Source organism: Candidatus Solirubrobacter pratensis (assembly GCF_000425945.1).
In the GTDB taxonomy this organism is placed as follows: domain Bacteria; phylum Actinomycetota; class Thermoleophilia; order Solirubrobacterales; family Solirubrobacteraceae; genus Solirubrobacter; species Solirubrobacter pratensis.
This window is the reverse complement of record NZ_AUEK01000008.1, coordinates 92618-114987: the sequence shown is the minus strand read 5'-3', so window position 1 is coordinate 114987 and position 22370 is coordinate 92618. Positions and strand designations below refer to the sequence as shown.

The 22370-nt window shown below is 74.1% G+C and carries 24 protein-coding genes; 19 read left to right on the top strand and 5 right to left on the bottom strand.

Annotated elements, in window-relative coordinates; translation table 11 throughout:
* The first annotated feature begins 24 nt into the window (after positions 1-24).
* Positions 25-1515 carry a long-chain-fatty-acid--CoA ligase gene (locus tag H958_RS0110885; RefSeq protein WP_028058697.1) on the top strand — a complete coding sequence of 497 codons (1491 nt, stop codon included), beginning with the start codon at positions 25-27 and terminating at the stop codon, positions 1513-1515.
* Here H958_RS0110885 and H958_RS0110880 read toward each other — a convergent pair.
* Both H958_RS0110880 and H958_RS0110865 read right to left on the bottom strand, forming a co-directional pair.
* Complete coding sequence (locus H958_RS0110880; protein ID WP_028058696.1) at positions 1496-2110, bottom strand: O-methyltransferase; 615 nt, start codon at positions 2108-2110, stop codon at positions 1496-1498. The two genes, H958_RS0110885 and H958_RS0110880, sit on opposite strands and share 20 nt — an antisense overlap.
* A gap of 1028 nt (positions 2111-3138) precedes the next feature.
* Positions 3139-4425, bottom strand: coding sequence for an RNA polymerase sigma factor (locus tag H958_RS0110865; RefSeq protein WP_196807308.1), 1287 nt, complete (start codon positions 4423-4425; stop codon positions 3139-3141).
* A gap of 153 nt (positions 4426-4578) precedes the next feature.
* Here H958_RS0110865 and H958_RS0110860 point away from each other — a divergent pair, with 153 nt between their 5' ends.
* The 9 genes from H958_RS0110860 (at position 4579) to H958_RS0110820 (ending at position 12241) form a co-directional block, all read left to right on the top strand.
* The gene (locus tag H958_RS0110860) at positions 4579-4989 is read left to right on the top strand and encodes a MarR family transcriptional regulator (protein WP_028058694.1); all 411 of its coding nucleotides are present in this window, start codon (positions 4579-4581) and stop codon (positions 4987-4989) included.
* Between the two features lie 23 nt (positions 4990-5012).
* Positions 5013-6401 (top strand): cystathionine beta-synthase, encoded by a 1389-nt coding sequence (locus H958_RS0110855; RefSeq protein ID WP_051324092.1) that lies wholly within the window; start codon positions 5013-5015, stop codon positions 6399-6401.
* Positions 6398-7459: a trans-sulfuration enzyme family protein gene (locus H958_RS0110850; protein WP_028058692.1), complete on the top strand. Its 1062-nt coding sequence runs from the start codon at positions 6398-6400 to the stop codon at positions 7457-7459. Before H958_RS0110855 ends, H958_RS0110850 begins: the two co-directional genes overlap by 4 nt.
* Positions 7460-7520: 61 nt before the next feature.
* Positions 7521-8255 carry an NlpC/P60 family protein gene (locus H958_RS43150; RefSeq protein ID WP_051324091.1) on the top strand — a complete coding sequence of 245 codons (735 nt, stop codon included), beginning with the start codon at positions 7521-7523 and terminating at the stop codon, positions 8253-8255.
* A 155-nt stretch (positions 8256-8410) separates the two neighbouring features.
* The gene (locus H958_RS0110840) at positions 8411-8635 is read left to right on the top strand and encodes a hypothetical protein (RefSeq protein ID WP_028058691.1); all 225 of its coding nucleotides are present in this window, start codon (positions 8411-8413) and stop codon (positions 8633-8635) included.
* Between the two features lie 28 nt (positions 8636-8663).
* Positions 8664-9482 carry a hypothetical protein gene (locus tag H958_RS36405; protein WP_051324090.1) on the top strand — a complete coding sequence of 273 codons (819 nt, stop codon included), beginning with the start codon at positions 8664-8666 and terminating at the stop codon, positions 9480-9482.
* A gap of 65 nt (positions 9483-9547) precedes the next feature.
* Positions 9548-11362, top strand: coding sequence for an AAA family ATPase (locus H958_RS0110830; RefSeq protein WP_028058690.1), 1815 nt, complete (start codon positions 9548-9550; stop codon positions 11360-11362).
* Positions 11363-11387: 25 nt separating this feature from the next.
* Positions 11388-11744, top strand: a complete 357-nt coding sequence (locus tag H958_RS0110825) for a hypothetical protein (protein WP_028058689.1) — start codon at positions 11388-11390, stop codon at positions 11742-11744.
* Between the two features lie 11 nt (positions 11745-11755).
* Positions 11756-12241 (top strand): hypothetical protein, encoded by a 486-nt coding sequence (locus tag H958_RS0110820; RefSeq protein WP_028058688.1) that lies wholly within the window; start codon positions 11756-11758, stop codon positions 12239-12241.
* Here the strand turns inward: H958_RS0110820 and H958_RS0110815 are convergent.
* Entirely contained in the window at positions 12238-12762 is a 525-nt protein-coding gene (locus H958_RS0110815; protein WP_028058687.1) for a CGNR zinc finger domain-containing protein, read from the bottom strand. The two genes, H958_RS0110820 and H958_RS0110815, sit on opposite strands and share 4 nt — an antisense overlap.
* Positions 12763-12844: 82 nt before the next feature.
* On the opposite strand from H958_RS0110815, the gene H958_RS0110810 reads away from it, so the two are divergent.
* From H958_RS0110810 to H958_RS0110775, 8 genes are all read left to right on the top strand, one after another.
* Positions 12845-13225, top strand: coding sequence for a hypothetical protein (locus H958_RS0110810; protein WP_028058686.1), 381 nt, complete (start codon positions 12845-12847; stop codon positions 13223-13225).
* A gap of 43 nt (positions 13226-13268) precedes the next feature.
* The gene (locus H958_RS0110805) at positions 13269-13694 is read left to right on the top strand and encodes a DUF2203 domain-containing protein (protein ID WP_156027900.1); all 426 of its coding nucleotides are present in this window, start codon (positions 13269-13271) and stop codon (positions 13692-13694) included.
* A 104-nt stretch (positions 13695-13798) separates the two neighbouring features.
* Complete coding sequence (locus H958_RS0110800; protein ID WP_028058684.1) at positions 13799-14470, top strand: response regulator transcription factor; 672 nt, start codon at positions 13799-13801, stop codon at positions 14468-14470.
* Positions 14467-15777 carry a HAMP domain-containing sensor histidine kinase gene (locus H958_RS0110795; RefSeq protein ID WP_028058683.1) on the top strand — a complete coding sequence of 437 codons (1311 nt, stop codon included), beginning with the start codon at positions 14467-14469 and terminating at the stop codon, positions 15775-15777. The genes H958_RS0110800 and H958_RS0110795 overlap by 4 nt, the downstream gene beginning before the upstream one ends.
* Positions 15778-15822: 45 nt before the next feature.
* On the top strand, positions 15823-16359 hold the full coding sequence (locus H958_RS36400) for a hypothetical protein (protein ID WP_156027898.1): 537 nt from the start codon (positions 15823-15825) through the stop codon (positions 16357-16359).
* Complete coding sequence (locus tag H958_RS36395) at positions 16356-17393, top strand: peptidoglycan-binding protein (protein WP_037409886.1); 1038 nt, start codon at positions 16356-16358, stop codon at positions 17391-17393. Before H958_RS36400 ends, H958_RS36395 begins: the two co-directional genes overlap by 4 nt.
* Entirely contained in the window at positions 17390-18082 is a 693-nt protein-coding gene (locus H958_RS0110780) for an ABC transporter ATP-binding protein (RefSeq protein WP_028058682.1), read from the top strand. Before H958_RS36395 ends, H958_RS0110780 begins: the two co-directional genes overlap by 4 nt.
* Positions 18079-19272, top strand: coding sequence for an ABC transporter permease (locus tag H958_RS0110775; protein ID WP_028058681.1), 1194 nt, complete (start codon positions 18079-18081; stop codon positions 19270-19272). Before H958_RS0110780 ends, H958_RS0110775 begins: the two co-directional genes overlap by 4 nt.
* Before the next feature lie 183 nt (positions 19273-19455).
* Here the strand turns inward: H958_RS0110775 and H958_RS36390 are convergent, their stop codons facing one another.
* Positions 19456-20358 carry an alpha/beta hydrolase family esterase gene (locus tag H958_RS36390; RefSeq protein ID WP_081685777.1) on the bottom strand — a complete coding sequence of 301 codons (903 nt, stop codon included), beginning with the start codon at positions 20356-20358 and terminating at the stop codon, positions 19456-19458.
* A complete protein-coding gene (locus tag H958_RS36385) occupies positions 20249-20725 on the bottom strand; it encodes a GtrA family protein (RefSeq protein WP_037409885.1) in 477 nt (158 codons plus the stop codon). The genes H958_RS36390 and H958_RS36385 overlap by 110 nt, the downstream gene beginning before the upstream one ends.
* Positions 20726-21016: 291 nt before the next feature.
* Between H958_RS36385 and mptB the strand changes: the two genes are divergently transcribed.
* Positions 21017-22336, top strand: a complete 1320-nt coding sequence (mptB, locus tag H958_RS0110760; protein ID WP_028058680.1) for a polyprenol phosphomannose-dependent alpha 1,6 mannosyltransferase MptB — start codon at positions 21017-21019, stop codon at positions 22334-22336.
* Positions 22337-22370 lie beyond the last annotated feature (34 nt).

Genomic DNA, 22370 nt, shown 5'->3' with positions numbered 1-22370 from the left:
AAGCCCACGAGGAGGAAGGACCCGATGCCGAACCTGGCGGATCTGCTGACGCGCGCGGCCGAGCAGCACGGTGACCGCATCGCGCTCAAGCTCGACGACCAAGAGGTCAACTACGCGTTCCTCGACGAGGCCGCGTCGCGCGTCGCGGGGCTGCTGAAGGCAAAGGGGATCGTGCCGGGCGACCGGGTCGGGATCATGCTCCCGAACGTCCCCTACTTCGCCGTCGTCTACTACGGCATCCTGCGCGCCGGCGGCGTCGTGGTGCCGATGAACGTGCTGCTCAAGGGGCGCGAGGTCGGGTTCTATCTCGAGGATCCCGGCGCCAAGCTGCTGTTCGCGTGGCACGGGTTCGGCGACGCCGCGCGCGAAGGGGCGCAGAAGGCCGGCGCCGAGCTGGTGCTCGTCACGCCCGGGGAGTTCGAGCAGCTCGTGATCGCCGCCGAGCCGTCGCGCCAGGACGCCGAGCGCGACGGCGACGACACGGCGGTGATCCTCTACACGAGCGGCACGACCGGCACGCCGAAGGGCGCCGAGCTCACGCACGACAACCTGCGCACGAACTGCGAGGTGACCGCGCACACGCTCGTGCAGATCACCGAGGACGACGTGATCCTCGGGGCGCTGCCGCTGTTCCACTCGTTCGGGCAGACCTGCGGCCTCAACGCCGGCGTCAGCTCCGGCGCGTGCCTGACGCTGATCCCGCGCTTCGACCCGGCGAAGGCGCTCGAGATCATCCAGCGCGACAAGGTCACCGTGTTCGAGGGCGTGCCGACGATGTACCACGCGATCCTCAGCGTCGCCGATCGCGAGCGCTACGACGTCTCGAGCCTGCGGCTGTGCGTCTCCGGCGGCTCCGCGATGCCCGTCGAGGTGATGCGCGGCTTCGAGCAGGCGTTCGACTGCAAGGTGCTGGAGGGCTACGGGCTCTCGGAGACGTCGCCGGTCGCGTCCTTCAACCACCCCGACCGCGAGCGCAAGCCGGGCTCGATCGGGACGCCGATCGAGGGCGTCGAGATGCGGCTCGTCGACGAGGACGGCGGAGAGGTCGAGCAGGGCGGCGTCGGCGAGATCGCGATCCGCGGCCACAACGTGATGAAGGGCTACCGGGACCGCCCGGACGCGACCGCCGACGTGCTCGACGCCGACGGCTGGTTCCGCACCGGCGACTTGGCGACGGTCGACGAGGACGGCTACTTCTTCATCGTCGACCGCAAGAAGGACATGATCATCCGCGGCGGCTACAACGTCTACCCGCGCGAGATCGAGGAGGTGCTCTACGAGCATCCGGCGGTCTCGGAGGCCGCGGTCGTCGGCGTGCCCGACGACGCCATGGGCGAGGAGGTGGCCGCCGCTGTCGTCCTGCGCTCGGAGGCGAACGCCGAGGACATCCGCCTGTTCGTCAAGGACCGCGTCGCCGCCTACAAGTACCCGCGCCGCATCTGGTTCCTCGACGAGCTGCCGAAGGGCCCGACCGGCAAGATCCTCAAGCGGGAGATCAAGCCGCCCGCGGAGTGACGATCGTCAGGCCGTCGCGGACGCCGAGCAGGAGCGAGTCGACGCGCTCGTCCGCCGCGATGCGGTCGTTGAGCGCGGCGGTGACGCGCGTGGACTCGTCCTGCGGATCGAGCACGCGGCCGCCGCGGAGCATGTTGTCGAGCAGGAGCAGCCCGCGGGGCGCCAGCTTCGGCACGAGCGCGTCGTAGTAGGCCGGATAGGCGTCCTTGTCGGCGTCGACGTAGGCGAAGTCGACGGTGTCGAGGTCCGCGAGGTGCTCGGTCGCCGGGCCCATCACGAACGTCACCTTGTCCAGCTCGCCCGCGGCGTCGAGGTTGCGGCGCGCGATCCCCGCGTACTCGTCGGAGACCTCGAAGATCGTAAGGCGGCCGTCCGCGGGCAGGCCGCGGGCGATGCAGACCGCGCCGTAGCCGGTGAACGTGCCGATCTCGATCGCCGTCCTCGCCCCGCTGAGGCGGACCAGCAGCGCGAGCAGCGCGGCTTGGTCGGGGCTCGTCTGCATGCCGGCGTACGGCATCGCCTTGGTCTCGCGGTCGATGCGCGCGAGCACCTCATCCTGGCCGGCGTGGCGTGCCAGATAGTCGTCCAGGTCCATGGCGCAGATCATGCCGGTCGCGACGTCCTGGAGCGTTGCGACCAGCGCCTGCGGCGCCGGCGTGGAGACGGCCTCGGTCCAGCGTGCGAGGGCGTGAGGGCGAGGCCGGCGAGGTGTACGGCATGCCCCGCTTCCCGCACGAGGCGGAGGGTACGCGGAGGACGTCACCGCGCCGTCGCGGCACATCGCGGGCCCCGTCTTCCAGGTCACGTCGCCCCCCGCGGGTCACTGCGCCCCGCGCGGTCCGCGCATCCTGCGCGATCACGCCGGCGGCCCGCACGGTCGCCGCGCCCCGGCGCGTCATCGCGCCCCGGCGGGGTCACGGCGGCGTTCCGCGCGTCACCGCGCGCCGGCGGGGTCACGGCGGCGTCCCGCGCGTCACCGCGCCCCGGCCGGGGTCACGGCGGCGTCCCGCGCGTCACCGCGCCGCCCCGGCCCTCGGGGCCACTGTCGCGCGGGCGGCGAACTGAACGTCAACACCCACAGTAAGGGCGCGGGGAGAGACCGCTTCCCCGCGCGCAAGAGCCGCGGCGGCGATCAGCGCGCGATCGATCATCCCGTCGGGGCTTTCGCGCGTGATCGATCACGCTCGCACTTCGGCACAGGGGGGTGACCCACTTTCCTTCGAACATTTCGAAGGAAAGTGGGTCACCCCCGGCGAGCCGGTGATCGCTTTCTGACCCGAGCTCGAATCGGACCCGCGAACCGGCCCATGGGGCCCGGTCCCGAACGGACCCACCCCCTTTACCAGCGCAGTTCCCGCTCCAGGAGAGGCCAGCGCGGAGATCGCGCGCCGAGCGTCGCGGCGCCCGCGCTGGGCGAGGCGGGCCGCACGGCGGGGAAGCTCGTGCGGCAGGCGGCGTAACGCGCGGGGCGGGCGAGCGGCGTGGCCGCGCCGCAGGCGGAGTCGCGGGCGGCCGGGCCGCTGGGGCGGGCGGCGGCGCCGCGCCGGCGGGGTCGCGGGCGGCCAGGGCCCGCCGGCGCGCGCGGCGTGGCCGCGGCACTGGTGGTGCCGCGCGGGGCCCGGGTCAGCCGCCTTCGAACCCGAACTCGCCGGTCGACGACGCGCTCCGGCCTCCGCCGCCGCCGGAGCTCCCGCCGCCGCCGGAGCTCCCGCCGCCGCTGGACCCGCCGGCGCTCGCCGCGCTCGCCCCGCTCGCCGTCGCGCCGCTCGGAGGCGGTGCGCTGCCCGCTGACGCCGCCTGGCCTTCGAAGCTGAACTCGCCCGTCGTCTGCACTCCGCCCTTCTTCGCGCTGGTCCTCCGCGGCCGCGTGGCGACCGCCTTCCTGCGCGCGGGCGTCGCGGTCGCCCGCGGCGTCGCGGTCGCCACGACCGCCACCACCGTCGGCGCCGGCTTCACCCGCTCGACGGTCGCGTGCCGCTTGCGCGGCGGCCTCTTCTTCGCCGCGGCCGGCTGGTGCTTCTCGTGCGAGATCAGCGGCGGCGACGGGACCCCGCCCGTGACGGCGCACACCGCGCCCGCGCCGGCCCCGGTGAGGCACAGGCCGACGAGCGCGGCGGCGGCTCCGAAGCGTCCGCCGCCCGTCGCGCTCGCGTACTGCACGCTCTGGCCCACATCCGACGCCGCGGCGCGCGCCAGCACCGCCCACGGAAGCCCGGGCAGCAGCAGCGCGATCCGCCGCCGGCGCGACAGCCGCAGCTCGCGCACCGCCGCCCGGCAGGCCGCGCAGTGGCGCAGGTGCGGCCGGATCGAGACCACCTGCGCGCTCGTCGCGCGGCCCTCGGCCAGCGCCGTCAGCACGTCCTCGTAGCGCGCGCACGCCTCGCCCGCCTCGATCCCGCGGAACTCCTTCAGGAAGCGCCGCCGTCCCTCCGTTATCGAACGGTTCACCTTCGTGTACGTCCACCCGAAGCGGCGCCCGATCTCCTGATAGGAGAGGCCCTGCGCCTTGAGCATGAGCGCCTTCGCCTCGTCGGGCTTGAGCGCCTTCAGGGCTTCGACCGAGCGGTCAACGCGCTCGCCGCCCGCGACCTGCTCGTCCACCTCGCGCGCGCCCGTGTGCACGGTGGCGTCGAGGTCGACGTCCTCGCGGTCGACCGACGCCGCGCGGGCGCGGCGGATCGCCATCGCCTCATGCTTGACCACCACGCGCATCCAGGCGCCCTCGGTCGCCGGCTCGACGCTCTCGAGCCGCCGCAGGTAGATCTCCAGCGCCCGCTGGTAGGCGTCGAGCGCATCGTCGTGGCAGAGCGAGAACTGGTTGGCCACCCGCAGCAGCGCGGGCCCGTGGCGCGTGACCATCGCCTCCACCCGCTCCGCGTTCGAGCCCGCTCCCCGATCCGGTGCCGCCACCGCTCGTCCCTCTCCGATCAATGGTCTTTGCACATTGAGCCGGACCGGACAGTTTTGTGCCCCCCGCGGGGTCGCGATTCTTGCGCAAATTGCGAACACTTCCGGAGGCACGGCTACGCTCTCGCCCGTTTTCGAGAGCCCCGGAGGCATGGAATGAGCGATGTGATCGCCGACCTGCGCAGGCAGATGCAGGAGCGGCTGAAGGAGATCGAGAAGGAGCTGAAGGGAGTCGACGACCTGCTCCGCGAGCGCGAGCAGATCGAGGCCGCGCTCGCCCAGCCGCCCTTCGCCACCGGCCGGCCGGCCGCCGCCGCCGCCGCACCGCGCCGCGCCCCCGCGCGCCGCAGCACCCGGCCGCGCGCCCCGCGCGGCGCCAATCGTGAGGCGGTGCTCAACGCCGTCGGCGAGCGTCCCGGCGTGACCGCGGCGACGATCGCCGACATCACGAAGATCTCCAAGGCCGTGACCTACAACACGCTCGCGAAGCTCGTCGAGCAGGGCAAGCTGGAGAAGACCGAGCTGCCCGGCGGCCAGACCGGATACAAGGCCGCCGCGCCCGCCTGACGGCGGTGCATATAGTCGCTCTCATGCCCGCCACGACCGGCACCCAACCCGACATCAAGGACTCGATCCTCGAGACCGTCGGAGAGACCCCGCTCATTCGCCTCAGCCGGATCGGCCAGGGCCTGGCGCCACAGATCGTGGCGAAGGTCGAGTACTTCAACCCCGGCGGCTCCATCAAGGACCGCGTCGCCATGCGCATGATCGAGGCCGCCGAGCGCGACGGCCATCTGCGCCCCGGCGGCACGATCGTCGAGCCGACGTCCGGCAACACCGGCACCGGGCTCGCGATCGCCGCGCGGCTGAAGGGCTACCGCGTGATCGCGGTGATGCCGGACAAGATGTCGCGCGAGAAGATCGATCTGCTGCGCGCCTACGGCGCCGAGGTCGTCGTCACGCCGACCGACGTCGATCCGTCGTCGCCGCAGTCCTACTACCGCGTCGCCGACCGGCTCGAGCGCGAGATCCCCGGCGCGTTCCAGCCCAACCAGTACAGGAATCCGGCCAACCCGGAGGCGCACTACCTCGCGACGGGGCCCGAGCTCTGGCGCCAGTCCGGCGGCGCGATCACGCACCTCGTCGTCGGCGTCGGCACCGGCGGGACGATCACCGGCGTCGCGCGCTACCTGAAGGAGCAGAACCCGGCGATCGAGGTGATCGGCGCCGATCCGGTCGGCTCGATCTACTCCAATGAGACCGTCCACCCGTATCTCGTCGAGGGCGTGGGCGAGGACTTCTGGCCGGAGACCTACGACCCGTCGGTCGTGGATCGCTACGTGACCGTCTCCGACCGCGACGCGTTCCTCACCACGCGCCGCCTGGCGGAGACCGAGGGCCTGCTGGTCGGCGGCTCCTGCGGGCTGGCGGTCCACGCGGCGCTCGAGGTCGCGCGCGGCATCTCGGAACCCAGCGCGATGATCGCCGTGATCCTGCCCGACGGGGGACGCGGGTACCTGTCGAAGATCTTCAGCGACGAGTGGATGTCCCAGTACGGCTTCCTCGATCGCAGCGGCGACCGCACGGTCGGCGACGTCCTGCGTGCCAAGACGGCGGCCGGCGAGGCGCCGCGCTTCGTGACCGTCAAGACGAGCCACAGGGTCAAGGACGCGATCGGCCTGCTGCACGAGCACCGGGTCTCGCAGCTGCCGGTGGTGGCCGAGGACGACCCGGACCAGGTCGTCGGCTCGGTCGGCGAGCGCGGGCTGCTCAAGCGCGCGTTCGAGGGGCCGCAGCTGATGGGCGCGGCGATCGCGGACGTGATGGAGCCGGCGTTCCCGACCGTCGAGACGTCCGATCCGGTGCGCGAGGCGGTCGAGCTGCTGACCGGCGAGGGGCAGGCGCTGATCGTCGCCGAGGGCGGCCGCCCGCTCGGCATCGTCACGCGCACCGACCTGCTCGAGTCGCTCGTCTCATGAGGTTCGCGACCCGCGCGGTGCACGCCGGCCTGGAGCCGGATCCGGGCTACGGCGGCGTGGTGCCGGCGATCCACCAGGCATCGACCTACGTCCAGCCGGCGCCCGGCGAGTTCCGCGAGGACTACGACTACTCGCGCTCGGCCAATCCCACCCGCAGCGCGCTGGAGCGCGCGCTCGGCGAGCTGGAGGGCGGCCTGGCGAGCGCGTTCTCGAGCGGCATGGCGGCCGAGCACGCGCTGATCACGGCGGTCGCCTCGGCCGGCGCGCACGTCGTCATCCCCGACGACCTCTACGGCGGCACGTACCGGCTCGTGGACAAGGTCCTCACGCGCTGGGGGCTCGAGTACACGATGGTCGACCAGACCGACCTCGACGCCGTCGAGCGCGCGGTGCGCGACGACACGGCGCTGATCTGGGTCGAGACGCCGACGAACCCGACGCTGAAGGTGGTCGACGTCGGCGAGATCGTCGCGCGCAGGCGGAGCGCGTTCGTGGCGGTCGACAACACGTTCGCGACGCCTGTGTTCCAGCGCCCGCTGGACCTCGGCGCCGACGCGGTTGTGCACTCGACGACCAAGTACCTCGGCGGTCACTCCGACGCGGTCGGCGGTGCCGTGATCGTCGCGGACGCGGCGCGGCACGAGGCGGTGCGGTTCGTGCAGAACTCGGTCGGCGCCGTGCCCGGGCCGCTCGACTGCTTCCTCGTGCACCGCGGGCTGCGCACGCTGCCGCTGCGGATGGCGGCGCACAGCGAGAACGCGCGGGCCGTGTCCGAGTGGCTGCGCGGCGTCGACGGGGTCCGCGACGTGCGCTGGCCCGGCTTCTCCGGCATGGTGTCGTTCCGGCACGACGACGCGGTGCGGATCGCGTCCTCCACGCGGGTGTTCTCATGTGCGGAGTCGCTGGGCGGGGTCGAGTCGCTGATCGAGGTTCCGCAGGCGATGACGCACCAGTCCGTGGAGGGCTCGGCCGCGGCCGTGCCGGCCGATCTGGTGCGCCTGTCGTGCGGGATCGAGGACGCGCAGGACCTGATCGAGGATCTGGCTCAAGCCGTCTAGCGCGGCGGCCGATGTGACCGAAGTGGGTTCAATCACCTCGCGTTCGCGTCATCCTCGTTGGATGCGCCGGGTCTATCTGACCGCGATCCTCGCCGGGATCGCCGCCCTCACGGGCGGCTATTTCGCTCTGGGCGCGGCGGGCAAGGACCAGCCGGCGCGGTCGAAGGTCGTCGCCGCCGCGGAGCCCGGCGTGCAGGTCGAGCTGCCGCCGCTGCCGAAGGCGACGAGCGCCAAGCCCGTGCAGCCGGTCGCCGGCGAGCCGACGACCGAGGCGGACGCTGCCACGGCGCCCGACCCGGGACTCTCCGACGCGGGCGACGCCCCGGCGCGGGCGGCTTCCCGCGCCGTGCAGGGCAAGTACAAGGCGTCCGGTGGCTCCAATGCCGTCTCGCATGCGATCGCGCTCGGCAACGGCGTGGCGCTCCCGCCGCTCGAGGCGCCCGAGGCGGTCAAGCAGATCATCGAGGCCGGCAACGGCATCGCACGCACGCCGTACATCTGGGGCGGCGGGCACGGGAAGTGGCTCGACAAGGGCTACGACTGCTCGGGCTCGGTGTCGTTCGCGCTTGCCTCCGCGGGGCTGCTGAGCTCCTCGCTGACCTCGGGCCAGCTGATGTCCTGGGGCGAGCCCGGCAAGGGCAAGTGGGTGACGATCTACGCCAACGACGGTCATGTGTTCCTCGAGGTCGCGGGGATCCGCTTCGACACCGGCGCGCAGCGCGTGACCGGATCGCGCTGGGCGAACGACGGGCGCTCCACCGCAGGCTTCGTCGCGCGCCATCCCGCCGGGCTCTGAGCGCTTGGGGTCTCCACCCCATGGGTGGAGATTCGGGGGACGTCGATCACCGGGTTGTAAGCCCCTCTCCAACCCCTGAAGACCTCCGCCTGATGCCTCGCTCCCCGCTTGTTCACGACCTCCTTACCGGCCCTCCCCCTGACGTACTGGCCGAAGTGGACGCAGCGTGGGAGCGAGCTCAGGACCTCTTCGCGGACGAGCTGGAGCTGAGCTTCGACCTCGACTCGCTCACGGGGCGGGTCAAGGGCTCGCTGCGGGTTCCGGCCGGCGGCCCGGTGTGGGAGAGCCTCACGGCGACCGAGGCGCTGGCGCTCGCGTGCGGCGACGCCGAGATCCTCCCCGCGGGCGCGTCGCACGCTCCCCGCGCGCTCGCCGCATAGGGTTTCGCGCTGCGGGCAGACTGCCCGTATGCCTGTCTCACCTCGAACCTTCATCGACTCGGCGCTCGGGCTCGGCCGCAAGGCGGTGTCCGCGGGACTTGACGCGGCCGCTCGACTGCGCCACGGCGAAGAGGACACGACCGTTCCCGCTCCCGCCACGCCGGGAACCAGTCCGCCCAAGCCGGGCGCTCCGGGCGGGCCGAAGTCCGCGACCGCCCGCCGGACGCCGGCGCGCGCCGCGAACGCCGCGGCGGCGACGGCGAAGAGCGGCGTCGTCCCGACGGGTCGCGCGACGCCGCGCAGGAAGGCGGCGGCGAAGCGGACGGTGGCGAAGCCCACGAAGCCGCGCGCGGGGAAGCCCGCGAAGCCGGCGCCGGCGAAGGCGACGAAGCCCGCGACCGCGGCCAAGCCCGCGAAGCGCGCGGCGAGCAAGCCGGCGACGACGGCGGCACCGGCCGCGGCGAAGCGGTCTGCGGCGGCCAAGCCCGCGGCCGCGAAGCCGTCCGCGGTCGCGAAGGCCTCGCCGGTGCCGGCCGCGGCGCCCGCCGCGGCGAAGCCGGCTCCCGAGCCCGCTGCGTCCAAGCCGGCCGTCGCGAAGCCGCCTGCCCCGCCGTCCAAGCCGGCCGTCGCGAAGCCGCCTGCCCCGCCGTCCAAGCCGGCCGTCGCGAAGCCGCCTGCCCCGCCGTCCAAGCCCGCTGCCGCGAAGCCGCCCGCGCCCGCCTCCAAGCCGGCCGCTCAGGAGAAGCCCGCGGCGCCGGCTCCGACCGCGAACGGCGCAGGCGCGACGGAGAAGCCCGGCTCGGTTCCCACGGGGACCCGCGAGCCGGCGAGCCCGCACTCGGACTGACGCTCTGCGCGCGCGGCCCTCGCCGTGGGTCGCGCGCGCCGGCGCACGCGGTTAAGGTCGGGCCCATGCGCCCCATCCCCGCGCCCCGCATCGGCGACTCCCACGGCCTCCTCCGCGCGATCGAGCGCCGCGGGCGGCTCCGGACGGACGAGTTCGTGACGGAGTTCACCTTGGAGGAGCTGTTCGCGCCCGGACTCGAGAACGCACTCGGCCGCCTGCGGCACTTCGTCTCCTATGCGCGCTCGACCGGGCTCGTGAAGGAGGATCGCGGGATCGTCGAGCTGACCGAGGTCGGCCGCCGCTACGTGCGCGCAGGGGACGAGAGCGCGCCGTTCGACGTCTCGCCGCAGCAGGCGGAGTGGCTGCGCCGCCAGCTGCGCGAGAAGCACATGACCGACTCGATCTTCCACGGGATGGCGATCGGCCTCAGCCTGCTGTCGTCGGTCGCGCCCGGGAGCCGGGTGTCCACGCTCGACTTCGGGCGCTCGCTGGCGTACCTCGGGCGCGCCGGGTGGGACAACGAGAACACGTTCCAGATCCAGGGCGAGCGGTACCTGACGCTGCTCGCCGACGTCGAGCTGATCGACGGCCAGCACCGGCTGACCGCGACCGGCGAGCAGGTCCGCGGTGAACTCACGCTGCCCGTGCACATGTCGCTGCCCGACATCGCCGCGCAGCTGAACCCGGGCGGCGCCGACGCGGTGCGCGCGCAGGCCGAGGCGGAGTGGGCGGCGGCGCCCGCGTCTGCGGCGCCCGCCTCGTCGAACGGCGAGGGTCAGCTTCCCGAGCCGAAGCCCGACGACGCGACGCAGATCCGCCCCCCGGTCGTCCCGCGGGCGTCCGATCTCGCCGCGCCGTCCGGAGACCCGCTCTCCGCCGACCCGCCGGGCGGCGTCGCCCCGCCCGCGTCGGGCGAGGGCTACGAGACCGTCGTGGGAGGCCTCCCGGCCACGCCGCCCGAGGAGATCGCGGCCTCTGCGCCACCCGCCGACACCGCCGCGCCGCCGCTCTCGCCGCCGCCGGTGGATGTCACGCCGCCCGCCGGTGCCGCCGCCGTGCCGCCCGCCGGCGCCCCCGCGCCCCCGCCCCCCGCCCACGCCGAGCTCCGCGGCGACCCGCGCGCGTTCGTCGATCCCGCCGCGATCCGGGGTGCCGCCGAGAGCGCCGGGCTGCGCTTGCCCGCCTCGGTCTATGCGAACGTCGCCGCCGCGCTCGCCGTCGGCAAGCACGTGATCCTGACCGGGGCGCCGGGGTCGGGCAAGACGTCGCTGGCGCTCGCGGTCGCGCGGGCGGCGGCGCAGGCCGGGCGGGCGCACGGCGCGACGCTGATCACCGCCCGCCACCGCTGGGACGACCGCGAGCTCCTGGTCGACTCCGCCAAGCGCGGCCGCTGGGTGATCGTCGACGAGCTCGAGCGCGCGCGGCTGGACCGGTCGCTCGGCGAGCTGTCCTCGTTCCTCGCCGGCCTGCCTGTGCTGCTCGCGAGCGGCGAGGAGGCCGAGCCGGACTCCGCCTGGCGGCTCGTCGCGACCGCGGCGCGCACCCCGCGCGCGTCGGCCGCGCTGCTCCGCCGCTTCGCGGTCGTGGACGTCCCGGCGCCGGCCGGCCAGGCGCTCGTGGAGGCGCTCAACGCCGCGGCCGGCGGTGACGAGACGGCGGCCGCCGCGCTCGCCCGGCTGCTGCCGCTGGCCGAGCTCGCGCGGCTCGGCGCCGGCGTGTTCCTCGACGCCGCCCGGCACGCCGCGGCCCGCAACGCCGCCGCTCCCGCCGGCGAGGCGACACTCGCGCGCGACGCGTACGCGGCCTACATCGCCCCGCTGCTCGGCGACGTCGACGAGGACACCGCCCGTCGGATCCGCGAGATCGTGGGGGAGGAGTGACGCGCCCGGGGCGCGCGGTGACGCCGTGGGCCTGAAGCGCTCCGCCGAGGAGCTCTCCGCGCTGCGGCGCGCGAAGGCCACGCTCGACACGCTCGGCTTCTATCCCACGCCCGTCAGGATCGACCACGTGCGCATCGTCCACGTTCCGTGGCTGTTCCGCTTCCCGTGGTTCCGGCGCTTCCACGGCTACGAGATGGGTCCCTTCATCCTGCTCAAGCACCCGCTCGCGCAGACCTCGGCGAGCCTGATCGCGCACGAGCTGTGCCACGTCTGGCAGGACCAGGATCACCGCCTGCGGATGTGGTGGAGCTACGTCAGGGGCGGCTACGCGGAGAACCCGCACGAGGTCGAGGCGCGCACAGCCGGCGCGGCGGCCTCGTAGCATCAGCGCGCGTGGACCCCGCGGCACTGATCGCCCTTGCCCGCCACGGCGACGCGGTGGCCACCGCGCGCGCCTTCGCTGACGCCGCCAACGCGACCCGCGTCGTGCTCCTGATCGACCGCGGGGCGGACGAGCCCGCGCTGATGGTCGACCTCGACGACAGCGGCGACACGCGGATCACGGACGACGAGAGCGTCGCGACGATCCCGCACGGCGCCCTCGTCCCCGCGGAGCCCCACCCGCTGCCCGAGATCCGGCAGATCCCCGCGACGGCGATCAGCATCGACCCCCACAGCGGCGAGCTGTCGGGCCCGATCGGCGCGATCGAGCACCTCGCCGCGGTGGTCAAGCAGCTCGCGGCGAGCTTCGGGGGCCGCAGCGTCGCGACGGCCGAGTTCGCGACCCGCAACCCCGACCTGCCGATCACGATCGCCGCGCGCCCCGGCGAGCCGGCGCTGCTGTCGGTGGCCGACGAGCAGTTCGAGCTGCCCGACTAGCGCCGCGCCCGGTAGGACCGCGCCTTCGCGCGGTTCCCGCACACCTTCATGTCGCACCACGTGCGCGAGTGGTTGCGGGAGAAGTCGTAGAACGCCCATCGGCAGTCGTCGGCGGGACAAACCTTCAGCCGCTCCCACGTGCCCTCGGCCGCGGCTTGGGCGATGATCGCCAGCAGCCGGGCGATCACCTCGTCGCCGCCCGCTGCCGCCGCCTGGAGCCGCGGCGATCCGTCGGCGCCGAAGCTCACGCGCACCGACGCCTCCCGCCCGAAGGCCTCCAAGGCCGCGACGGCGTCCGCGTCGACCTCGCCGCCGTTGTGCGCCAGCAGCAGCCGCCGCACGGCCTCGCGGAATATCGCGACGCGCGCCACGTCCTCCTGTGAGAGCGCACCTGAAGCCAGCTCCGCCGAGTCCGGCCACGTATCAGACAACGCGTCCGTCCCCTCTTCGAGATCGAGCGTGTTCACGAGCCGCTGGACGAGCCGCAGATCCCCAGGTGCCGGCCGGTCCGCGTCGTGCATCGGACGGATTCTAGCGATGCGTAACCGACAAACCGGGTACGGTGGTATCGTAACTCCCATAACCCAAACGGCGGTGACGAGCATGTTCCCAGTCCCACATCCCGCGTTCGCCAAGGCCTACGGCCTCGAGGCCCTGCCCCGCGGCGAGACGGCCGCGCCGATCGATGTGCGGCTGGCCGGCCAGTCGGACACCGGCCGGCTCATCCGCCTCGCCCGGCTCGACTCCGCGCTCGCCGCTGCCGGCGAGCTTCCAGGCCGCGCGCGTGAAGGCGACGTCCTGATCGCGGAGTCCGGAGGCGAGCCGATCGCCGCGCTCTCCATCCGCGACGGGCTGCTCGTGTCCGACGCGGCGCATCGCACCCCGGAGCTGATCTCGCTCCTGCACACGCGCCGCCGGCGGATCCGGCGCGCCGAGCGCCGCGGCCGCCTGCGCCTCGGAGTGCTTCGCCCGCGCCATCTCTGAACGGCGACCTGGTCCTCCGCGTAGTCCCGTTGGAGGCGAGGGAGTGCTCGCCACGATAATCGGGAACACCCCTCCCACGATGTTGCACGAGCGCCACTACACGAGAGAGACCGCCAACGAGGTCATCCCCCTCGTCCGGGCCACCGTGCGCCGCCTGCAGGACGCGAAGCGACTCCTCCAGGACCAGGGGTTCGACTCCGGCTTCGCCACCCTGGCCGAGGTCACCGGCGGGGCGTGGGCCGGCCGCCTGCGGGCGCGGGCGGCGGTCACCGCGTCGCTCGGCTTCGAGCAGCTCGAGGCGCTGGACCTGCTCGTGCGCGATCTGGAGGCGGGCCTGATCGACTTTCCCGCCCTGCGCGACGGGCGCGAGGTCTACCTCAGCTGGCAGGTCGACGAGCCCGAGATCGGGCACTGGCACGCCGCGGAGACCGGCTATCCCGGCCGCCTCCCGCTGGATCCCTGGCTGTAGGAGCCGGGTGCGCCCGATGCGGCCCATCCGCGGCGGATCTCCTTCGACGAACTCCTAAGGAACCCCTTAGCGACTTCTCAGGTTGCTCGCCGACGATCCCGTCGGTGCGCATCCTCGTAGTGGACGACGAGCCTTCGGTGCGCGACGCGCTGGACCGCGCGCTCCGCATGGACGGCTACAAGGTCGAGCTCGCCGCCGGCGGCCGGGAGGCGCTCGACGCGCTCGCCGAGCAGGCCCCGGACGCGATCGTGCTCGACGTGCTGATGCCTGAGCTCGACGGGCTCGAGGTCTGCCGCCGCGTGCGCGCCGCCGGCGACCGCACGCCCGTGCTGATGCTGACCGCGCGCGATGCGGTGCCCGACCGCGTGAAGGGCCTCGACGCCGGCGCCGACGACTATCTCGTCAAGCCGTTCGCGCTCGAGGAGCTCTCCGCCCGGCTGCGGGCGCTGCTGCGGCGCAGCGGCGGACCGGCGGCCGAGAAGCTCCGCCATGCCGATCTCGTGCTCGACCCGGCCGGCCACACCGTCGCGCGCGGCGACCGCGCGATCGAGCTGACCCGCACCGAGTACCTGCTGCTCGAGCTGCTGCTCCGCCACCCGCGCCAGGTGCTCACGCGCGGCCAGATCTTCGAGCACGTCTGGGGCTACGACTTCGGCACGTCGTCGAACTCGCTCGAGGTGTACGTCGGCTACCTGCGGCGCAAGCTCGAGGCCGGAGGCGAGCCGCGGCTGGTCCACACGGTCCGCGGCGTCGGCTACGTGCTGCGCGAGCGATGACGTTCCGCCGCCGGCTCGCGCTGTCCTGCGCCGCGGCGGTGGCGGTCGCGGTGATCCTGGGCTCCGTGCTCGCGTACGTGATCGTCCGCGGCACGCTGCGCGGGCAGATCGACACGGCGCTGCGCAGCGAGGTCTCGAAGGTCGCGGTCGCGCCGCCCACGGACACTGCCGAGAGCGGGCTCTCCGTGCTGACGGGCGCGCCCCAGGTGTTCGTCCAGAGCATCTCCAAGAGCGAGGTGAGCGCGGTGCCCGGCCTCGCGCGCTCGAGCGAGGCGCGCGAGGTCGCCGACGGAAAGCGCGCGCCGTTCTTCTCCGACGAGCGCGTGCGCGGGGTCCACGTGCGCGTCTATACGACGTCGGTCGGCCCCGGCAACATCCTCGTGACCGCGCGCTCGCTGACCGAGGTCGACGGCGCGCTGTCCAAGCTCCGGCTGGCCCTCGCGCTGCTGACGCTCGCCGGCATCGGCCTCGCCGTCTTCCTCTCGCGGCTCGCCACGCGCACTGCCGTGCGCCCCGTGGCCGAGCTCACCGCGACGGCCGAGCACGTCGCGACCACTCGCGACCTGTCGCAGCGGATCGAGACGAGCGGCGAGGACGAGGTGTCGCGCCTCGCCCGCGCGTTCAACACGATGCTCGAGGCGCTCCAGCGCTCCCAGCACGCGCAGCGCCGGCTGGTCGCCGACGCCTCGCACGAGCTGCGCACGCCGCTCACCTCGCTGCGCACCAACATGGAGGTGATTGCGCGCGGCGGCCCGCCGGACGCCGGCGATCGCGACCGCCTGCGGCGCGACGTCGTCGTCCAGCTCGAGGAGCTGACCGAGCTCGTCGGCGACCTGGTGGAGCTGGCGCGCGACGAGGAGCCCGATCCGCCGGCGGTGGAGGACCTGGCGTTCGATCAGCTCGTCGAGGCCGCGGTGGAGCGCGCGCGCCGGCATGCACCCGGCGTGTGCTTCGAGCCGGAGCTCGAGCCGACGCTGGTCCGCGGGGTCCCCGCCCGGCTCGATCGCGCCGTGGCGAACCTGCTCGACAACGCGGCGAAGTGGAGTCCGCCGGGCGGATCGGTCGAAGTGCGCCTGCGCGACGGCGAGCTGACCGTGCGCGACTACGGGCCGGGCATCGCGCCCGGCGAGCGCTCGCTCGTGTTCGAGCGCTTCTACCGCGCCGCGGAGGCGCGCGGCCGCCCGGGCTCGGGCCTCGGCCTCGCGATCGTGCGCCAGGTCGCCGAGAGCCACGGCGGCAGCGTCACCGCCGAGGCGGCCGACGGCGAAGGCGCGCTGCTGCGCCTGCGTCTCTCAGCAATTCCCTAGGTTCGGGAAACGGGGCTCTCAGCGGCGACCGGCTCCATTGGGGCCATGACTACACGCCTCTTGCTCGCCGCCTGCGCGGCGACCGCATCCCTCGCCGTGGCCGCGTGCGGCGGTGAGAAGCCCACGTCCTCCGGCGCGCAGGACGGCACGCAAGCCAAGGCCAAGAAGGCGATGCTCGACTACGCGAAGTGCATGCGCGACCACGGCGTCGACATGGCCGATCCGCAGTTCGACGCCAACGGCCGCGGAACCGTCCGCATGACCGAGGGCAAGGGGACCGATCCCGAGAAGGCGCGCGCCGCCGAGACGGCGTGCCGGCACTTCCAGGACGAGGTCAAGCCGCCGGCGATGTCGGAGGAGCAGCAGGCGGACATGCGCAAGCGGGCGCTCGCCAACTCCAAGTGCATGCGCGACCACGGCTTCAACATGCCCGATCCGCAGTTCGACGACAGCGGCCGCATGACGATGCGGATCGACAAGAGCAGCGGCATCGACCCCAACGACCCGAAGTTCCAGGAGGCGGCGAAGGCGTGCCAGAAGGAGAGCGGCATGGGCGTGCCGATCGGGGGGAAGTCGCAGTGAGGCGCGCGCGCGTCGCGGCCGGTGGCGTGGTCGCCGCCGGCGCGCTGGTCGCGGGCGGCATGCTGCTCGCGAGCCCAGACCCCGCCGCGCCCGCGGCGGCCGCGCCGGTGGGCGCCACCGCGGCCGTCGAGCAGCGCGATCTCGTCGACCGCGAGAGGATCGGCGGCACGCTCGGCTACGACGACCAAGGGGTCGTCGACGCGGCCCGGGCGGGCGTGCTCACCCGCCTCCCGGACCCGGGTGCCGTGATCACGCGCGGGCACTCGCTGTACGACCTCGGCGACAAGCCGGCCGCGTTCCTGCTCTACGGGAGCCTTCCCGCCTGGCGGCGCTTCGCGCCGGGGATGAGCGACGGCGCGGATGTCCGGCAGCTCGAGCGCAACCTGCGCGCACTCGGCTACGACCCGGGCACGGTCGACGAGGACTGGGACGCCGACACCACGGCCGCCGTCGAGGACTTCCAGGCCGACCGCGGGCTCGATCGGACCGGCACGCTCGAGCTCGGGCAGATCGTGTTCCGGAGTGGAGCGACGCGCATCGCCGAGGCCAAGGCGGCGGTCGGCGACGCGATGTCGCGGGGCCGTCCGCTCGCGTCGGTGTCCTCGACCCGCCGGGTCATCACCGTCAAGCTCGACGCTCGCCGGCAGCGCATCGTGCACGTGGGCGACCGGGTGACGGTCGACATGCCCGAGGGCGGGACGGCGCGCGGGCGCATCAGCGACGTCGGTGCGGTGGCGACGGCGGCGAGGGACGCGGATCCCACGATCGACGTGACGGTCGAGCTGCGCGGGAAGGGCGCGCGCGGCACGCGGCTCGACCAGGCTCCGGTCGACGTGAGCTTCGCCGTCGACCGGCGCCGCGGGGTGCTCGCCGTGCCGGTGAAGGCGCTGGTGGCGCGCCAGGGCGAGGGCTACGCGGTCGAGACCGCGAACGGGCGCTTCATCGCTGTCGAGCCCGGGCTGTACGCGGACGACTGGGTCGAGGTGTCGGGGTCCGGCCTGCGCGAGGGCATGCGGGTGGTGACGGCGCAATGACGCCGGTCCTCGAGCTGCTCGACGTCCGCAGGACCTACCCGGGCGGCGTCGAGGCGCTGGCCGGCGTCTCGCTCGCCGTGCATCCCGGCGAGCTGGTCGGCGTGGTCGGACCGTCGGGCTCGGGCAAGTCGACGCTCTTGCACGTGATGGGGACGCTCGAGCGGCCGTCGTCGGGCGCGGTGCGCGTCGGCGGGCACGACGCCGGCACGGTGGGCGACCGCGAGCTGGCCGCAATCCGCGCGCGATTGATCGGCTTCGTGTTCCAGCAGTTCTTTCTTCTCGACGGGATGAGCGCGCTGGACAACGTCGCGACGGGACTGCTGTACACCGGTGCCAATGCCACCGAGAGACGCAGGCGCGCACGTGAGACGCTCGAGCGGGTCGGGCTCGGCCACCGGCTCGATCATCCGCCGTCGAAGCTGTCCGGCGGCGAGCGCCAGCGTGTGGCGATCGCGCGGGCGCTGCTCGGCAGGCCGGCGATCGTCTTCGCCGACGAGCCGACCGGCAACCTCGACAGCCGCTCCGGCGCCGGCATCCTCGCGCTGCTGCGTGCGCTCAACGGGGAGGGCTCGACGATCGTGATCATCACGCACGACCACGGCATCGCGGCGTCGCTGCCGCGGCGCGTCGAGCTGCGCGACGGCCTGATCGTGGTCGACACCGGCGCGCCGCTCGGGGTGGCGCCATGAGCGCGTTGGCTCCGAGCCGGCTGTCGCCGGCCGACGTCGTGCGGACCGGCTCGCTCGGGCTGCGGGTGCGCCGCGCCCGTGCGGCGCTCTCGGCGCTCGGGATCGCGATCGGCGTCGCATCGATGGTCGCCGTGCTCGGCATCTCGGACTCCTCGAAGGCCGATCTGCTCGCCCAGCTGGACCGGCTCGGCACGAACCTGCTGCGGGTCGCGCCCGGCCAGTCGTTCCTCGGCGAGGACGCGGTGCTGCCCGAGTCCGCCGGTCCGATGCTGCGGCGCGCGAGCGGTGTCGAGCAGGTCGCCGCGACGGAGACGATCTCCGGCAAGACCGTGCGCCGCTCGCCGTTCGTCGACGAGGCCGAGACGGGCGGCATCTCGGTCGCCGCGGCGGACCCGTCGCTGCTCGCGACCGTCGGCGCAACGCTCGCGCACGGCCGCTTCCTCGACGCCGCGACGGCCCGCTATCCGGCGGTCGTCCTCGGCGCGGACGCGGCGGCCACGCTCGGCCTCGACGACGCCGGCTCGCGCGTGTGGATCGGCGACCGCTGGTTCAGCGTGATCGGGATCCTCGATCCGGTGACCCTCGCCGAGGGGCTCGACAGCGCGGCGCTGATCGGCTTCGACGCGGCCGCGTCGCTGTTCGGCGCGGACCGCAACGCTTCGACCGTATACGTGCGTACGGATCCGGACCGCGTGGCGCAGGCGCGCGATCTGCTCGGGGGCACGGCCAACCCGGAGCACCCGGAGGAGGTCAACGTCTCACGGCCGTCCGACGCGCTCGAGGCGAAGGCGGCGGCCAAGACGGCGTTCACGTCGCTCTTCCTCGGGTTGGGCGCGGTCGCGCTGCTGGTCGGCGGCGTCGGGATCGCCAACGTGATGGTGATCTCGGTACTCGAGCGGCGGTCGGAGATCGGGCTGCGGCGGGCGCTCGGCGCGACCCGGCGCCATGTCGGCGTGCAGTTCCTCGCGGAGTCGCTGCTGCTGGCGGCCTGCGGCGGGCTCGCTGGCACGCTGCTGGGCGCGGCGGTGACGCTCGGCTACGCGCGGTCGGAGGGGTGGACGGCGTCGCTGCCGGCGGTCGCGCTGGTGGGCGGTGTCGGCGTGGCGGCGGCGGTGGGCGCCCTCGCCGGGCTCTACCCCGCGCTCCGCGCGGCCCGGCTGTCGCCGACGGAGGCGCTGCGGACGAGCTGATGCGCCCGCCGCGCGCTCACCCGGCACGAGGCGGCGCGCCGGTCGCGCTCATCCGGCGCCGCCGCCCGGCACGAGCCGGCGCGCCGGTCGCGCTCATCCGCCGCTGCCGCCCGGCACGAGCCGGCGCGCCGGTCGCGCTCATCCGCCGCCGCCGCCCGGCACGAGCCGGCGCGCCGGTCGCGCTCATCCGGCGCCGCCGCCCGGCACGAGCCGGTGCTTGGCGAAGAAGCGCCACACCTCTTCGTTGGCCTCGAGCTGGGAGGGGTTGTGGCGCGGGAACGGGGGTGACGCGCCGGGCCAGCCGTGGTCGGTCCCCGTGAGCCGGAGGTGCTCGACGGCGAGCCCGGGGGCGCAGCCCGCGTGGGTGAAGCGCACGACGCCCTTCTCGGGGCGCGTGTGCGTGGCCGTGGCGTCGCAGCCGTCGCGCCGCACCCAGCCGGCGAGGAAGCCGGAGACCGCGCCCTTGTAGTCCGGCGGCTTGCCGCCGTAGGGGACGACGTGATCGCTCGTCCCGTGGATCTCGAGCACGGACGTGCGGCGGCCGTCGGGGCAGTCGTCCAGTGCGCGGTAGCCGCCGGCCACGGGCGCGACGGCGGCGATCGTCCCGGCCAGCTCGCAGCCCAGCCGCGCGGCGAATCCGCCGCCGTTGGACACGCCGGTGGCGTAGATGCGCGCCGGGTCGGCGCACGCCGCCGTCATCGCCTGCGGCAGCAGCGCCTTGATGCTCGCGACGTCGTCGGGCTTCATCGACGCGTTGAGGCTCCAGAAGTGCCGCGCGGAGCCGGCGGTTGGGTAGAGGACCGCGAAGCCGTAGCGATCGGCGGTCTGCGACAGGCCGCTGTAGCCCGCCATCCCGGGCCCGTCCCCGCCCGCGCCGTGGAACGCGAGCACGAGCGCCAGCGGCGCCTTCGCGTGCTTGGGCACGTGTAGCAGCGCGGTGCCGAGCATGCGGTCGCCCGGTGCCGGGCTGCAGGGCTCAGCCGCGATCGCGGGCGGCTGCTGGGTCCGCGCGGCCAGTGCGAGCAGCGCGCCGCAGGCGGCGACGGCCGCGGTCAGGGACCAGAGCAGGCGGGAGCGACGGGTCATCGATGACGGCGAACGCCCACGCGCGATTGAGGGCGAACGAGACCAGCGTAACCGGCGCCACGGCGGCCACCTCGTCCGCGGCGCGCGGCACGCCGAGCGAGATCGCGGCGCGCAGCAGCGCGAGATTCGCGACGATGCCGGCCGCCGTCACAGCCGCGTAACGTGCGCCAGCAGGGAGGATGTGACCGCGATGGGCGAACGTCCACGTGCGGTTGAGGAGGAACCCGTTGACGCCGCCGAGCGCGTACGCGGCCGCACCGGCCGGGAGGTAGCGCACCCCCAGCCGAAGCGCCGCCGCGTAGGCCGCGAGCGTGATCGCCGTGTTCGACGCGCCGACGGCGATGAACCTGAGCAGCTGCGTGCGCACGACGTCGACGCTAGGCGCGCGAAGGCCGGTCGTGGCGGCGGTGAAAGGCGATCCTCACGGCGCCCCAACACGCGCCCAATCCGGCCCCCGGTCTGGGCGTGCGGACGTCCAACACGACCTTTCGCGGTCCCCAACACGATCGCAACGGAGCGTCCTTAGCGTCGGGTGATGACGCGTACCGCGGAACCCTCCATCAGGCAGACCCGGCCTGAGACCCCCCGCTCCGCAGTCGCGACGCGCGCCCGCGGCGCTCTCGGCTCCTTCGCCGAGGGCGCCGCTGGAGCACTGGCGATGACGGGCGTCCTGACGGGTGCGCTCGGCGTCGCGCTCGCCGCGGCGGAGCGGCCATCCTTCCTCGCTCCGCCGCGGCTGCACGGCGACGCGCCGTGGCTCGCGGGGCCGCTCGCGGGCCTGTGGCCGCGTCTCACCCACACGGTCGGCAGCCTGCGCTGGGACCTCACCCTCACGCTGCTGGCGATGACGGCGTGCTGGCTGCTCGCCGTCGCCACCGCGCCGCGCATGCGCCTCCCCGCCGTCTTCACCGCGGCCGGGCTGTCGGTCCTCGTGCTCACGCTCGCGCCGCCGTTCTCGCTGACGGACACGTTCAACTACCTGCACTACGGGCGCATGCAGCCGCTGTTCGGGCTCAACCCGTACACGGCGCTGCCGGTCCAGGCCGCGGCCGATCCCGCGTACGCGTACAGCACCTGGCATCACCTGCCGAGTCCCTACGGGCCGTTGTTCACGCTCTTCACCGAGACGCTCGCGCCGTTCTCGCTCGCGACCGCGTACTGGATCCTCAAGGCCGTCGTCGGCGTCGCCGCGCTCGCCGTCGCGGCGCTCACCGCCGCGCTGGCCCGCGCGCTGGGGCGCGACGCGGCCCGCGCCGTCGCGTTCGTCGCGCTCAACCCGCTCGTGCTCGTCTACGGCGTCGGCGGCGTCCACAACGACGTCCTCTTCATGGCGCTGCTGCTGGGCGGCGCGCTGCTGATGGTGCACCGGCGCGAGGTGCTCGGCGGGAGCGCGTGGGCCGCGGCCGCGGCGGTCAAGCTGACGGCCGGCCTCGCGATCCCGATCCTCGTCGCCGGCTCCGGCCGCCGCGGGCGCACGGTCGCCGGCGTGGCCGCCGGCGGCGCCGCGATGCTGCTGATGACCTGGCTCGCCTTCCACGGCCACCTGCCCAACGACGACGACCAGGCACGGCTGGTCGCGAGCCTGAGCCTGCCGAACCTGCTCGGCCTCGCGGCGGGCCACGGCGGGCTGGACGCGCAGGTGCGCGGCGAGCTCGACGTCGCGCTCGTGCTGCTGACGATCGGGCTCGTCATCTGGACGTGGAAGACACGCGACTGGGTCACCGCGACGGCGTGGGGGCTCGCGCTCTTGGTCCTCACGCTGGGCTGGGCGATGCCGTGGTACGTGCTGTGGGTCCTGCCCTTCGCCGCCCTCTCGCGCCGCGCGGGCCCGCGGGCGATCGCGATCGCGCTGTCGGTCTTCCTGCTCGCCATCTGGGCGCCCGCCACCGCGCCGGCGCTGCACCGGCTGGGCGCCCGCCCCGGCGCGACCGCCGTGGGCCGCGACAACGCGCGCTTCCTGCACAAGCTGCTGCGCTGACCGAACTCGCCCGTCGAACCATCCGCGGGGATTC